We start from the raw sequence: 12,991 nt of genomic DNA, 5'->3' as shown, positions 1-12,991 counted from the left end.
GCCATGTCCGAGGACATGACGACGACGGGCGCCGCTGCCGCCGAGCACGGCGGGCACCCCGGGCACGGAGACCACGGCGTGCACGGAGATCACGGCACACAGGGCGATCCCGGCTACCGGGAGACCAAGTCGCCGTACCTCCGACGCCTCAAGCTCATCGAGGGGCAGGTCCGCGGGGTGCACCGGATGGTCGAGGAGGACGCGTACTGCATCGACGTGCTCACGCAGATCTCCGCGGTCACCAAGGCCCTGCAGTCGGTCGCAACGGGTCTGGTCGACGACCACATCCATCACTGCGTGCACGATGCCGCCCGCTCCGGCGACTCCGAGGAGCTCGAGCGCAAGATGGACGAGATCATGCAGGCGGTCAAGCGACTGATGAAGTGAGCTGACCAGTCGGTTGACGGTCGGTTGACGGGCGGCGCCCGGGGGCGCTCCGGGCGGTCGCCGGGCGGCGTCGACGGAGGCTCTGTGCGGTCGCCGTGGGCTCAGCGAGGACGGACGCTGAGCACGTCGAGGCTCGCCTCGTCACCCATGCGGAGGGCGAGGCCGACGGTCGCGGCGACCGTCGAGGGGGCGACGTAGTCCTGCTCGCGGTACTCGCCCTGCTCGAAGTTCCGCAGCTCGCGCTGCATGTCGGTCGCGACGCGCCCCGGATGGACCGAGGTGACGCGCACCCCGGCGGCCCGCTCCTCCTCGCGCAGCGCATCGGTGAGGGCGCGCAGCGCGAACTTCGAGGCGGCATAGGCACCGCCGCCGGCCTTGGCGGTGAACCCGTTGCCGGAGTTGATCGTCACGACGGTGCCGCGCGCGGTGCGCAGAGCGGGCAGCAGCAGCCTGGTGAGCGCGGCGACGGCGGTCACGTTGATCGCGAAGGAGCGCTCCCAGGCGGCGGGCTCGAGATCCTCGAGCCTCCCGCTGACCAGCACCCCGGCGGAGTGGACCAGCCCGTCGAGCCCGTGGGGCAGGCGGAGGGCATCCACCGCCGCAGCGATCTGCTCGGCGTCGGTGAGCTCGGCGACGAAGGGCTGGGCCGAGGGCAGCTCGGCGACCACGGCGGCGACCGCCTCGGCATCGCGACCTCCCACGATCAGGTGGTGATCCGCGGCGAGCTCCTCGAGGACCGCGCGGCCGATGCCCCGCGTCGCCCCGGTGACGAGGACGGTCGGACGGCGCGCGGCGCCAGCGGCGTCGGCGGCGGGGGAAGACGGGGCGAGAGCGGGGTCGGTCATGGGGCCGAGTCTGGCACGGGCGCCGAGCGTGCCGCCCGGCCCCGCGCGTGGTGAGAGCATGTCGCATGTCGAGGAGAGGACGCTGATGCAGCCGTTCACCCCGAGCCGCGCCTGGCTGCGGGCCGAGGTGCTGGTGGTGCTGGGCCTGTCGCTCGGTCGCAGCGCGGTCTACTCGCTGATCGCCCTCGCCCAGGCCCTCGCCGCGGGTCCGCTCGCCGGCCAGTCCACCTCGCTGAACACTTCTCAGGACACCGATCCATGGATGGATCTGCTCCGCCAGCTGCTCTCGATCACCTTCACCCTGGTGCCGGTGGCCCTCGTGATCCTGCTCCTCGCCGTCACCGCCGGCAGCATCGCCCAGGCCCTCGGGGACCTCGGCCTCGAGCGTCGCCGCCTGGGCCGAGACCTCTGGCAGGGTCTCGCCCTCGCCGCGGCCATCGGCGCGCCCGGGCTAGCCGTCTACCTGCTGGGCCGCGCCGTGGGCCTCACCGTCGAGGTGGTGCCCGCAGCGCTCGGCGAGCACTGGTGGACGGTGCCCGTGCTCATCCTGCACGCCGTGAAGAACGCGCTGCTCGAGGAGGTGATCGTGGTGGGCTATCTGATCCAGCGGCTCGAACGGCTCGGCTGGAGCGGTCGACGTGCCGTGATCGCCTCCGCGATCGTGCGCGGCGCGTACCACACCTATCAGGGGGTCGGCCCGGGCCTCGCGAACCTGGCCATGGGGCTGGTGTTCGGCGAGTGGTTCCGACGCACCCGGCGCACCGGAGCGCTGATCGTGGCTCACGCCCTCATCGACGTGGTCGCCTTCGTCGGCTACGCGCTGGTGAAGGACCTGCTGCCGCTGTGAGCCGGCCCGTCGAGGCAGGAGCTGCCGGGGCGGGACTCCGAAGGGGTCCGGCTCAGAGCACGAAGGGTTCGGCCTCGCCGTCCGAGACCATCGGCAGACCGGACTCGAACCACTGGTCCATGCCGCCGGCGACGTTGATCGCGTCGTAGCCGTTGGCGTTCAGCCACTGCGACACCTGGAAGCTGCGACCGCCGCTGCGGCAGACGATGTAGAGGTCGCCGTCCTCCGGGAGCTCGTCGAGCTTCTCCAGCAGGCTGCTGGCGGCGAGGTGGCGAGCGGCCGGCGCATGGCCCGCATCCCACTCGGACTGCTCACGCACGTCGATCAGGTGGGCGCCCTCGGGCACCTCGGTCGGGGCCACATTCCGCAGTTCCGTCATGCATCCACCCTAACGGCCGCGGTCCGCCCCGCGGGACAGCAGGCGGGTGATCGGAGTCGTGGTCAGTTACTGACGCGTAGCGTTCCACTACGGTCATATGTCCGTAGCCCGACGCTACGCGCCAGTAACCGACAGGCACCCCGGCCCCCGCCACGCCCCGCCACCGATCAGGCGCCCCGCAGCGCGAACCGGCGCACCAGCGGGGAGCCGACCAGCACCGCCGCGATCACCAGCGCGTACGCCCCGAGGACGCTCACGATGTACTGGAGCGCGACCAGCGGATCCTGCGGGGCGCCCCCCAGCACCGCCATCACCACCAGCAGCGCGGTGAAGGTGGCGAGGACGGAGCTGAGCAGTACCGGGAGCACAATCTCCGCGATCCGCGACCGGTGCAGCTGTCCCACCTGTGCCCCGGCGACGTGCTGGGAGCGCAGCAGCGGGGCCTGATCGATGACCCGGGCGGTCTGGGTGACGCCGGTGCTCACCGCGGCGAGCACGGCCGCGATCCCGAGCGTCAGCAGTCCGCCGGTGGACATGGCCGTCGCCATCATCAGATCCTCCGCGCCACGGAACCCGTCGCCGCGGGTCATCAGCGAGATCACGGTGAGGAAGCCCGCGATCACCAGCGCGAAGGTGATCCCGGAGACGGCCCGCCACCCGGCCTTCGGGTCCGCGGCGAGCCGCCGCGCCCCGACCAGCAGCGAGGGAGTCGGCGCGAGGCGCGCCACCAGCAGCGCCACGAGCCACACCAGATAGGGACCCACGAGGTTGACCCCCGCGACCACGGCGCCGATGAACGCGACCATCACCGCGATGACCACCGCCTCGCCGGCGATCGGGCCCAGCACCATCGAGCCGATCTGCGCGAAGACCAGGAAGCCGACGACCAGCATCGCCCAGATCGCCAGGCGCACCACCGACATCCGCACCGTGCGGGAGTTCCTCGCGACACCGAGGGGACTGAGCACCACCCCGATGAGGGACACGGTCGCGGAGCCCGCCGCGAGGAGCACCATCCCGATCACGAGCAGCGGGTAGGCCCACCAGGGCATGAGCAGATCCGCGGTGGTGAAGGGAGTGATCCCGAAGTCGAGAGCGGTCAGCGGCGGCGTCGCGACCAGGTGCAGCACCACGCCGAGCAGCCCGCCGAGCAGAGCCTGCGCGGCGACGTCGAGGACCGCGACGGCGCCCACCTGCGTGGCGGTGCCGCCCACGAGGCGGATCGCGGCGAGGTCCTGCTCGCGCCGGGCGAGCGAGAGCCGTGCCGCGGAGCCGCCGAGGCCGACGGCGCTCGGGATCAGCAGCACGGAGGCGACCATCGCGCAGGTGACCAGGAAGGGGATGACGGAGGCCTCGCCGGTGTGGACCACCTCGCCCCCGTCGGGGAGCCGGCCGACGAAGGCGGCCGCCCCGCCGAGCACGGTCAGGGTGATCCCGGTGGCGGCGGCGAAGGCGATGACGGGCAGAAAGTCCGCGAGCGCGCCGCGGCGGCGCAGCAGCAGCGGGGCGGAGGCGAGCAGGGCGCTCATCGGGCCGCACCGTCGATCGCGGCCTCCGGCCGCACGAACTCCCGGGCGATGCGGCCGTCGCGCATCGCGACCGTGCGGCGGCAGGCCGCGGCGACCTGGGCGTCGTGCGTGACCATCACCAGGCTCGCCCCGGTCTCCGTGCAGGAGTCGACGAGGGTGCCCAGCACGGACCGACCGGTGTCCTGGTCCAGGGCACCCGTCGGCTCGTCGGCGAAGACCACCGCGGGTCGGCCGGCGAGCGCTCGGGCGACGGCGACGCGCTGGGCCTGACCGCCGGAGAGCTGGGTGGGCCGACGGTCGTGCATCCCGGCCAGACCCAGGCGGTCCAGCCAGGCGCGCGCCTCCGCGGTCGCGGCGCGACGCGAGGTTCCGCCGAGCATGCGCGGCAGGATGACGTTCTCCAGCGCGGTGAGCTCCGGGAGCAGCTGCCCGTCCTGGAAGACGAAGCCGAACCGGCTGCGGCGCAGCAGCGTGCGCCGGGAGTCGCCGAACCCCGCGAGGTCCTGGCCATCCAGGTGCACGGTGCCGGTGGTCGGGGCGAGGATGCCGGCGAGGACGTGCAGCAGGGTGGTCTTGCCGCAGCCGGAGGGGCCCATCACGGCGAGGGAGTCGGCCCGGGCGACGTCGAGATCGACGCCGTCGAGGGCGCGGGTCGAGGCCGAATCGCGGCCGTAGGTGCGGACCAGGCCGCGCACCGCGAGGATCGGGGTGGGGTGGGCGGCGGCCAGGGGGTCGCCGACGGGGTGGAGAGCGGGGGGTGAGACGTTCATGGCTCCACGATCCGTCGCGGCCCCTCCCCCGCGCGTCAGCCCGCGGAGCGGTTCCGCGTCTGCGAGGTCAGACCGTGGGATGACGGGTCCGTGCGACCACCGGCCGGGCATGGGGCAGAGACGACGGAGCGCCGGGCCCGGGCTCGTTGCCCGTGACCCGGCGCTCCGGGGAGTCCGACCTCGCCAGGACGTCGATCAGGCCCTGCCGGACACCTGATCTCCTCCCGGCTCGTCCCTCGCAAGCACGTCGATCAGCCGAAGCGACCGGAGATGTAGTCCTCGGTCTGCTTGTTCGAGGGGTTGGTGAACATCTTCTCGGTATCGTCCATCTCGATGAGATGACCGGGCTTGCCGGTGCCGGCGATGTTGAAGAAGCCGGTGCGGTCCGAGACGCGCGACGCCTGCTGCATGTTGTGCGTCACGATCACGATCGTGTACTCCTCCTTGAGCTCGTGGATCAGATCCTCGATCGCGAGCGTGGAGATGGGGTCGAGCGCCGAGCAGGGCTCGTCCATCAGGACGACCTCGGGCTTGACCGCGATGGTGCGGGCGATGCAGAGACGCTGCTGCTGACCACCGGAGAGGCCCATGCCGGGCTTGTCCAGACGGTCCTTGACCTCGTTCCACAGGTTCGCGCCCTTGAGCGAGCTCTCGACCAGCTCGTCGGCCGCGGACTTGGAGATGCGGCGGTTGTTGAGCTTGACGCCGGCGAGCACGTTGTCGCGGATCGACATGGTCGGGAAGGGGTTGGCCTTCTGGAACACCATGCCGACGCGGCGGCGCACGTTCACCGGGTCCACGCCCTGGGCGTAGATGTCCTGGCCGTCGATCTGCACGGTGCCCTTCGCGTACGCGCCGGGGATGACCTCGTGCATCCGGTTCAGGGTCCGCAGGAAGGTCGACTTGCCGCAGCCCGAGGGGCCGATGAGCGCGGTGACCGAGCGGGGCAGGATCTGGACGTTGACGTCCTCCACGGCGAGGAAGTCGCCGTAGTAGATGTTGAGGTCCTCGACGGTGATGGGCTGGGGGGCTGCCATCGGAAGTCCTTTCGCGGGGGTCGTCAGCTCAGCGGCTGAGCTTCGGGGAGAAGTAGTGGCTGATGAGGCGGGCGACCAGGTTCAGGACCATGACGATCACGATCAGCGTGAGGGCCGCGGCCCAGGCGCGATCGATGTTGGTCGAGACCGAGCAGGCGTACTCCGCCCCGGAGACCGGGTTGGACACCGTCTCGCTCATGCAGTTGGCCCTGCCGGCACGGTACTGCTGGTTGATGAAGGTCGGCAGCGTGGCCATGCGGCCGTCGAACATGTTCCAGTTGACGGAGGTGACCATGCCGACCGTGAGCAGCAACGGGGCCGTCTCGCCGATGACACGGGCGATCGCGAGGGTCACGCCCGTGGCGAGGCCCGCGATCGAGGTGCGCAGCACGACCCGCACGATGGTCAGCCACTTCGGCACGCCCAGGGCGTAGGCCGCCTCGCGCAGGTCCAGCGGGACCAGACGCAGCATCTCCTCGCTCGAGCGGACCACGGTGGGGATCATCAGCAGCGACAGGGCGACCGAGCCCATGATGCCCATGCGCACGCTCTGGTCCGGCATGAAGGCGATGAACAGCGCGAGGCCGAAGAGACCGGCCACGATCGAGGGGATGCCGGTCATCACGTCGACCAGGAAGGTGACGCCCTTGGCGAGGGTCCTCTTCCACCCGGTGCTCGCGTACTCGACGAGGAAGATCGCGGTGAACAGGCCCACCGGGATCGAGATCAGGGAGGCCCAGAGGGTGATCAGCAGGGTGCCGACGGTCGCATGGACCACGCCGCCCGCATCCGCGCCGCCGATGACCCCGGACATGTCGCTGGTCCAGAAGGCGAGGGGGGTCGGCGCCGCCTTGAGCAGGCGCGAGCCGCCCTCGATGATCACCTGCCACAGCAGCGAGACCAGCGGGAACAGGGCGATCGCGAAGGCGCCGATCACCAGGAGGGTCATCACGCGGTCCGCGGCCCACCGACGCCCCTCGCGCACGCGCGAGTAGATGTAGGTGATCACCAGGTGCAGGACGTAGCCCAGCAGGATGACGTTGACGAGGCCGAGCGCCTCGAAGACGGACAGCAGCACGACGGACACGACGATCGCGATCGCGCCGGTGAGCAGCAGGTGCCAGGCGGGGAGGTGGCGCTCGGAGGCGCGCGCCCCCGAGATCGGGGTCTTCGCAGTGGTGGTTGCAGTGCTCATGGCGTCATGCCTTCACAGTCGTGCGGGAGACGATCCAGCGGGCGAGGGCGTTGATCAGGAAGGTCAGCACGAACAGCACCAGACCCGTGTAGATCAGGTAGGACATGTCCGGACCGGAGGCCTCGGCCTGCTTGCCCGCGATGTTGGAGGCGATCGTGTTGTGCTGGCCGACGACCAGGATGTGCCAGGAGTACGTCGCTCCGGGCGCGAGGATCATCAGCACGGCCATGGTCTCGCCGAGCGCGCGGCCGAGGCCGAGCATCGACGCGGCCACGACGCCCGAGCGCCCGAAGGGCAGCACGACCGTCTTGACGACCTCGAAACGGGTCGCGCCGAGGGCGAGCGCCGCCTCCTCCTGGAGCCGCGGCACCTGCAGGAAGACCTCACGGGACATCGCGGTGATGATCGGCAGGATCATCACCGCGAGGACCACGGAGGCCGAGGCCAGGTTGCGCATGGGGGCGGTGGGGTCCCCGGCGAACAGCGGGATGATCGCCTCGCCCGCGGGCACGAGGGGCACCCACGAGGGCCACACGAGGGTGGAGTTGAGGAAGACGTACAGCGGCTCGAGGCGGGGCACGAGCCAGAGACCGCCCCACAGGCCGTAGACCACGGAAGGGACCGCGGCCAGCAGGTCGATCGCGTAGCCGAGGCCCGCCGCCATGCGCCGCGGCGCGTAGTGCGAGATGAACAGGGCGATGCCGAGCGAGATCGGGATCGCGACCACGAGCGCGATGAGCGCCGCGAGGATCGTGCCGTACACGAAGGGGCCGACGCCCGCGAGCAGCTCGAAGGATCGATCCTCCGAGCCGAAGAGGAAGCCGAGCTCCTTGCTCCGGCGGATCGCCGGCATCGACTCGCTCGTGAGGAAGATGGCGACCAGGGCGAGGGTGACGAAGATGAGGACACCCGAGCCGATGCTCAGGATGGAGAAGACGGAGTCACCGAGGCGACGACCGCTGCGCTTCATGGAGGAGGAAGCGGCGGGCGCCTGCGGAGTCTCCGGGGCGGCGTCAGTGCTGCTCACGTGGGGCCTTCCTCAGAACGTGCGGGGACGGGGAGGGGGACACGCCGATGCCGCCGGGCCAAGAAAGCTGACCCGGCGGCACGACGATGTGCGCTCGACGCAGGTGATCAGCCGACGGCGATCGCGTCGATGGCGGCCTGCGCCTCGGTGCGGAGCTCCTCGGAGAGGGGAGCCGAGCCCGCGTTCTCGAGGCCGGTCTGCTGACCCTCCTCGGAGACGATGTAGGACGCGTAGGCCTTCACGGCCTCGCCCTGGGCGGAGTCGGCGTAGGAGCCGCACAGCGCCAGGTAGGAGACGAGGACGATCGGGTAGACGCCGGCCTCGGTGGTGGTGCGGTCGAGCTCCACGACGATGTCGTTCTCCGCACGGCCCTCGGCGCGCGGGGAGACGTCGACGGCCTTCGCGGCGGCCTCGGGCGAGTACTCCACGAACTCCTCGCCGACCTGGATGGCGGCGGTGCCGAGGTTGCCGGCCTGCGAGGCGTCGGCGTAGCCGATGGTGCCGTTGCCGCCCTCGACGGTGGAGATCATGCCGGAGGTGCCGTCACCGGACTGGCCACCGTCGATCGGCCAGGTCTCGATCGGGCCGTGGGTCCACGCCTCGGGGGCGTTCGCCGAGAGGTACTCGGTGAAGTTCTCGGTGGTGCCCGAGTCGTCGGAGCGGTGGACCGGGACGACGGCGAGGTCGGGGAGGGTGACACCCTCGTTGAGCTCGGCGATCTTCGGGTCGTTCCAGTTGGTGATGGTGCCGGCGAAGATCTCACCGATGACCGCGGGGCTCAGGTTGAGGGAGTCGACGCCCTCGATGTTGAAGACGACCGCGATCGGGGAGATGTAGACGGGCAGGTCGAAGGCCTGCTCACCGTTGCACACCTCGGCGGAGGCAGCGAGCTCCTCCTCGTCGAGGGCGGCGTCGGTGCCCGCGAACTGGACCTGGCCCGCGAGGAACTGCTCACGCCCGGTGCCGGACCCGGTGGGGTCGTAGGTGATGGTGAGGTCGGAGCCCTCGGCGCCGGCGAGGCCCATGAAGGTCTCCGTCCACGCGGTCTGGGCGTTCTGCTGCGAGGAGGCGCCCGAGCCGGCGAGGTTGCCGGTCAGCTCGGCGTAGCCGCCGGCAGCCGCCGCGCCGCCGCCGTTATCGGAGGAACCGGAGCCGCCATCGGTGGTCTCCGAGCCGCCGCCGCACGCGGTGAGGGCGAGTCCGCCGACGAGGCCGAGGGCGGCGAGGGAGACGAGCTTGTTCTTACGAACGTTCACTGCGAGTCCTTTCGGGGCCGGGGCGGCCCGGGAATGGCGTCTGAAGTCTGACGTCAGGGACGCTAAGGAGCGCAGGTGTCCGCACGACCCTTCCCATGTGAACAGCAGGTGAACAGCCCCTCCGGACACATGAACCCACAGGTCAGCGAGAAATAGGGATGGGTCACACTTCTGGTTACGAAGCAGTAACGGGTCCTCGGACCGGAGTCGGCGCGGCGGCCCTCAGGCCGACTCGGAGACGGCGACGAGCCCGACGATGAACACGAAGTAGAGCACGAGGCCGACCAGGGTCAACAGGCCGAGGATGTTGATCACCAGACCCGCGATCGCGAGGCCCCGGCCGCTCTTGGGGGGCATGGCCTGGGGCGAGGTGTCCTTCATCCCCAGGATCGAGAGGAACAGACCCACCGGCGACAGGACGCCGGCGCACATCAGGTACCCGACGAGGCCGACCACGAAGCCGGCGATCGCCGTCCCGGAGCTCGGCGGCGACGGCGCATACGGTCCCGGGTGCGCGACGTATGCGGGGCCCTGCCCGAATTCGGGCGCGAAGCCGACGGGGGCCGCGAGCGGGTCGGGGTTCGTCGCGTACGGATCCGTGGACGGTCCGTACGGATCGCTGCCGACGGCGTAAGGGTCCCGGCCCCCGGCGTACGGGCCCCCACCCGATGCCGAGGACTGCCCCGCGGCGTACGGGTCGTGCCCGCCGGCGTACGGGTCCTGCCCGCCGTAGCCGCCCTGGCCTCCACCCGACCAGTTGTCCGATGCGTTCATGTCGTTCCCCCTTCACCCGTCATGGGTCATCCGCCGATGTTCGGCAGGTGTCGTTCGATCGCGACCACTCTGCCAGAGCTCGTGGTGTGCAGCAGCAGCGCCTCTCCCGCGGCGAGGAACGGGTCCTCGCGCGGCAGTTCGAGCGCGGCCCCCGGATCCGCGACCTCGCGGATCACCTCGATCACCGTCGGCAGCACCGGGCGGTGCGTGCACACGACGGTGCCGCGCGCCTCCTGCAGCACGCGATGGATCACCGCGGCCGTGCGGGCGGGCTGGCGCCGGTTCCCGTCCTCGGTGAGCTGATCCTTGGTGCGCACGCGCAGACCCTCGAGCGAGGCGAGCGGGGTCACGGTCGCCAGGCAGCGCTCCCACGGGCTGCTCAGCACGCTCGCCGGGTCGAAGGCATCGATCAGGGTCGGCAGCGCCTTCGCCTGCTTCTTCCCCTTGCTGTTGAGGGGCCTGCTGGCCTCGCCCTTGCGCCACTTCGCCCGGGAGACCGCCGCGCCGTGCCGCTGGATGATGATCGGCACCGTGTCCAGCTCGTCGGCGTCGAGGAAGCGCCGCAGCGCCGCGAGGGCGACCTGGTCCCCCTGCCGCGTGACCAGCCGCTCCGCCTCGTCGAGGGAGGTCCAGCGCACCTCGTCGATCTCGGCGGGGTTCTTCGGCCCCGGGGCGATCTGCGCGCGGACGGTCCCGATCCAGAACTGGACGATCTTGGTGCGGCCGTCCGGCAGCAGGTAGACCGAGGCGGGCAACGGGCGGTGCAGGCGCACCCGGAAGCCCGTCTCCTCGGCCACCTCGCGCACGGCGGCGGCGGGGAAGGTCTCCCCCGGGTCCAGCTTGCCCTTGGGCACGGACCAGTCGTCATAGCGGGGACGGTGCACGAGCATCACCTCGAGACCGTCGGCGCCCTCGCGCCAGGTGAGGGCGCCGGCGGCGAGGACGGGCTGCGGCATGCCGGGGGCGACGCGCATGATCAGGCCCCGCCCGTCCCCGCGGATCCCGGCGCTTCGGCCCGGGCGCGCAACTGCACGTCCCGGCCCGCGACCGTGAAGCCCCAGCGCTCGTAGAGGGAGAGGGCAGCGGTGTTGTCCGCCTCCACGTAGAGCTCGACCCCGCCGGCCCCCGTCGCGGCGAGGCGCGCGAGCGAGGCGCCCAGCAGGTGCCCGGCGACCCCGTGGCCCTGGACCGACGGGTCGGTGCCGACGACGTAGATCTCGGCGTCGGCCCCCGCGGAGCGATCCTCGCGCTTCACCCAGACGAAGCCGACCATCCGGCCGTCCTGGCGGGCGACCAGCAGGTCCTCGGCGTCGAACCACGGCTCGGCGAGGCGGAGCCGGAGGTCCTCGAGGGTCATCGCACCCTGCTCGGGATGCGCGGCGAAGGCGGCGGCGTTCACCCGCACCCACTCCTCCGCGTCGCGCTCGGCGTCGAAGGGCCCGAGCTGCAGACCGGGCAGGTCCGAGGGGCGCGGCGCGGGCAGCGGCGCGGCCTCGCCGAGGGGGCGGTGCAGGGTCAGCAGGCATCGGGTCTCGACCAGACCCTCCCCGGTGAGGAGGGCGAGGGCACCGTCGAGGGCGCCGTGCGCCCACACCCCGGCGTCGGGCCGTGCGGCGAGCGCGGCGCGCAGCAGCGCCGTGCCGTGCCCCGCACGGCGGTGCGCGGGGTCGACCATCCCCTGCACGGTGCCGTCGGGCAGCAGGTTCGCGTATCCGATCAGGGCCCTGGCGCGGTCCGCGCCGTCCACCGGATCCGTCCCGTCGGCGGTCAGCAGCAGGTGCTGGGCGGAGTCCCCGGCGAGGGAGAGGCGCGCGGCCTCGTCGAGCGGGGCGACGCCGTCGTGCGCGGTGGTCCGCGAGAGCAGATCCTCGACCGTCGTTCGCACCGCGGGGGCGAGGACGGACGACGTGATCATGGGGACCTTCCGGACGAGGATGCGGGGAGGGTGCGCACCGCTCACGGCGGTCGCTCGTAGACTGCCACTGTAGCGCCCGCCCGGACCCGCCCGCGGCACGGGACTGACCATCGGATTCGACCGCGAGGGAGGCCTCATGTCCGCTCCCGAGCGAGCCCCTCTCGGTGCCGCGCTCGCCCTGCTGGTGGCGCTGGTCTCGCTGACCGGTCCGATCTCGCCGCTGCTCATGGCGGGGACCGCGGCGCTGCTGGGAGTGCTGATCGGGCTGTCCTGGTCGGAACTGCTCGAGCTCCCCTCCCGCGCCGGGACCCGCACGGTGATCATCCTCGTGGGCCTCGCCGCCTCCCTCGTCACGGCCTTCGGGGGCGAGAGGGTCGATCCCGTCGGCGGAGTGCTCATGGTCTCCGCCCTCGGCGTGCTCGCCGCCTTCCTCCACCAGATGCTGCGGCGCGACCGCCGCGACCTGACCGCCTCGCTGACCGGCACGGTGGCCGGGGCGTTCGTCTCCGGACTCGCGGCGACGTGGGTCCTCGCCCAGCAGCAGGCCGAGACCGGCGGGCCCACCGGCGTGGTGACGGCGGTGGCGACGGGCCTCGCGGCGACCCTGCTGCTGAACGCCACGATGCTCCCCTCGACGCTGCGGTTCCTGCTCTCGGGGGCGGCCGGCGCCGCGTTGACCGCCGCGATCGCGGTCTCCCTGGCGGCGGTGTCGCTGCCCATGGCCATCGTGCTCGGCCTGGTCAGCGCCGTCGGCTCCTCGAGCGCCCACCTGCTCGTCGGCTCCTCGCTCGTGGCCCGGGAGCCCGTGCCCTCGATCGCCGTGGCGGCGGTGCCCGTGGCGACCGTGGGCGTGCTCGCGCACCTCGCGGTGGTCCTCGTCTCCTGAGGCCGCGGGGCCTCGGTTCCCCGGTAGACTCGCGGGCATGTCCGTGCTCAGCCTGTTCTTCATCGCGCTCGTGGTCCTCGTGGGCCTCGGCACCCTCGCCTTCACGATCCTGGTGCTGCTCCGTCTCTTCTCCCGCTGAGCGGC

14 protein-coding genes are annotated in these 12,991 nt (G+C 71.8%); 3 read left to right on the top strand and 11 right to left on the bottom strand.

The annotated features are described in order from the left end of the window. The first annotated feature begins 3 nt into the window (after positions 1-3). The gene (locus V1258_RS06365; RefSeq protein WP_329748867.1) at positions 4-387 is read left to right on the top strand and encodes a metal-sensitive transcriptional regulator; all 384 of its coding nucleotides are present in this window, start codon (positions 4-6) and stop codon (positions 385-387) included. Between the two features lie 101 nt (positions 388-488). Here the strand turns inward: V1258_RS06365 and V1258_RS06360 are convergent, their stop codons facing one another. Continuing rightward, positions 489-1,232 (bottom strand): SDR family oxidoreductase, encoded by a 744-nt coding sequence (locus V1258_RS06360; protein WP_329748866.1) that lies wholly within the window; start codon positions 1,230-1,232, stop codon positions 489-491. A 58-nt stretch (positions 1,233-1,290) separates the two neighbouring features. Here V1258_RS06360 and V1258_RS06355 point away from each other — a divergent pair, with 58 nt between their 5' ends. Next, the gene (locus V1258_RS06355; protein ID WP_329748865.1) at positions 1,291-2,079 is read left to right on the top strand and encodes a CPBP family intramembrane glutamic endopeptidase; all 789 of its coding nucleotides are present in this window, start codon (positions 1,291-1,293) and stop codon (positions 2,077-2,079) included. A gap of 52 nt (positions 2,080-2,131) precedes the next feature. Here the strand turns inward: V1258_RS06355 and V1258_RS06350 are convergent, their stop codons facing one another. The 10 genes from V1258_RS06350 to mshD all read right to left on the bottom strand — a co-directional run bounded on the left by V1258_RS06350 (position 2,132) and on the right by mshD (position 11,961). After that, positions 2,132-2,458 carry a rhodanese-like domain-containing protein gene (locus V1258_RS06350; protein ID WP_329748864.1) on the bottom strand — a complete coding sequence of 109 codons (327 nt, stop codon included), beginning with the start codon at positions 2,456-2,458 and terminating at the stop codon, positions 2,132-2,134. A gap of 167 nt (positions 2,459-2,625) precedes the next feature. Then, on the bottom strand, positions 2,626-3,987 hold the full coding sequence (locus V1258_RS06345) for an FtsX-like permease family protein (RefSeq protein WP_329748863.1): 1,362 nt from the start codon (positions 3,985-3,987) through the stop codon (positions 2,626-2,628). Continuing rightward, positions 3,984-4,757 carry an ABC transporter ATP-binding protein gene (locus tag V1258_RS06340; protein ID WP_329748862.1) on the bottom strand — a complete coding sequence of 258 codons (774 nt, stop codon included), beginning with the start codon at positions 4,755-4,757 and terminating at the stop codon, positions 3,984-3,986. The genes V1258_RS06345 and V1258_RS06340 overlap by 4 nt, the downstream gene beginning before the upstream one ends. Positions 4,758-5,008: 251 nt before the next feature. Then, positions 5,009-5,794, bottom strand: coding sequence for a phosphate ABC transporter ATP-binding protein PstB (pstB, locus tag V1258_RS06335; protein WP_329746459.1), 786 nt, complete (start codon positions 5,792-5,794; stop codon positions 5,009-5,011). 28 nt (positions 5,795-5,822) lie between these two features. Next, positions 5,823-6,989, bottom strand: coding sequence for a phosphate ABC transporter permease PstA (gene pstA / locus V1258_RS06330; protein ID WP_329748861.1), 1,167 nt, complete (start codon positions 6,987-6,989; stop codon positions 5,823-5,825). A gap of 4 nt (positions 6,990-6,993) precedes the next feature. Next, on the bottom strand, positions 6,994-8,016 hold the full coding sequence (pstC, locus tag V1258_RS06325; protein WP_329748860.1) for a phosphate ABC transporter permease subunit PstC: 1,023 nt from the start codon (positions 8,014-8,016) through the stop codon (positions 6,994-6,996). 107 nt (positions 8,017-8,123) lie between these two features. After that, positions 8,124-9,272, bottom strand: coding sequence for a phosphate ABC transporter substrate-binding protein PstS (pstS, locus tag V1258_RS06320; protein WP_329748859.1), 1,149 nt, complete (start codon positions 9,270-9,272; stop codon positions 8,124-8,126). 222 nt (positions 9,273-9,494) lie between these two features. Beyond that, complete coding sequence (locus V1258_RS06315) at positions 9,495-10,046, bottom strand: DUF4190 domain-containing protein (RefSeq protein WP_329748858.1); 552 nt, start codon at positions 10,044-10,046, stop codon at positions 9,495-9,497. 26 nt (positions 10,047-10,072) lie between these two features. Continuing rightward, positions 10,073-11,020 carry an NUDIX hydrolase gene (locus V1258_RS06310; protein WP_329748857.1) on the bottom strand — a complete coding sequence of 316 codons (948 nt, stop codon included), beginning with the start codon at positions 11,018-11,020 and terminating at the stop codon, positions 10,073-10,075. 2 nt (positions 11,021-11,022) lie between these two features. Further along, complete coding sequence (gene mshD, locus V1258_RS06305; RefSeq protein ID WP_329748856.1) at positions 11,023-11,961, bottom strand: mycothiol synthase; 939 nt, start codon at positions 11,959-11,961, stop codon at positions 11,023-11,025. A gap of 136 nt (positions 11,962-12,097) precedes the next feature. Here mshD and V1258_RS06300 point away from each other — a divergent pair, with 136 nt between their 5' ends. Further along, positions 12,098-12,847: a hypothetical protein gene (locus tag V1258_RS06300; protein ID WP_329746452.1), complete on the top strand. Its 750-nt coding sequence runs from the start codon at positions 12,098-12,100 to the stop codon at positions 12,845-12,847. Positions 12,848-12,991 lie beyond the last annotated feature (144 nt).

Origin of the sequence: Brachybacterium sp. J153 (genome assembly GCF_036311905.1) — a bacterium.
GTDB lineage: Bacteria > Actinomycetota > Actinomycetes > Actinomycetales > Dermabacteraceae > Brachybacterium.
This window is presented reverse-complemented; position numbering and strand designations above follow the sequence as displayed.

Bases quoted from the DNA above. Each gene is read 5' to 3' on its own strand.
- V1258_RS06365 (WP_329748867.1), top strand. From the start codon at position 4: ATGTCCGAGGACATGACGACGACGGGCGCCGCTGCCGCCGAGCACGGC.
- V1258_RS06360 (WP_329748866.1), bottom strand. From the start codon at position 1,232: ATGACCGACCCCGCTCTCGCCCCGTCTTCCCCCGCCGCCGACGCCGCT.
- V1258_RS06355 (WP_329748865.1), top strand. From the start codon at position 1,291: ATGTCGCATGTCGAGGAGAGGACGCTGATGCAGCCGTTCACCCCGAGC.
- V1258_RS06350 (WP_329748864.1), bottom strand. From the start codon at position 2,458: ATGACGGAACTGCGGAATGTGGCCCCGACCGAGGTGCCCGAGGGCGCC.
- V1258_RS06345 (WP_329748863.1), bottom strand. From the start codon at position 3,987: ATGAGCGCCCTGCTCGCCTCCGCCCCGCTGCTGCTGCGCCGCCGCGGC.
- V1258_RS06340 (WP_329748862.1), bottom strand. From the start codon at position 4,757: ATGAACGTCTCACCCCCCGCTCTCCACCCCGTCGGCGACCCCCTGGCC.
- pstB (WP_329746459.1), bottom strand. From the start codon at position 5,794: ATGGCAGCCCCCCAGCCCATCACCGTCGAGGACCTCAACATCTACTAC.
- pstA (WP_329748861.1), bottom strand. From the start codon at position 6,989: ATGAGCACTGCAACCACCACTGCGAAGACCCCGATCTCGGGGGCGCGC.
- V1258_RS06315 (WP_329748858.1), bottom strand. From the start codon at position 10,046: ATGAACGCATCGGACAACTGGTCGGGTGGAGGCCAGGGCGGCTACGGC.
- V1258_RS06310 (WP_329748857.1), bottom strand. From the start codon at position 11,020: ATGCGCGTCGCCCCCGGCATGCCGCAGCCCGTCCTCGCCGCCGGCGCC.
- mshD (WP_329748856.1), bottom strand. From the start codon at position 11,961: ATGATCACGTCGTCCGTCCTCGCCCCCGCGGTGCGAACGACGGTCGAG.
- V1258_RS06300 (WP_329746452.1), top strand. From the start codon at position 12,098: ATGTCCGCTCCCGAGCGAGCCCCTCTCGGTGCCGCGCTCGCCCTGCTG.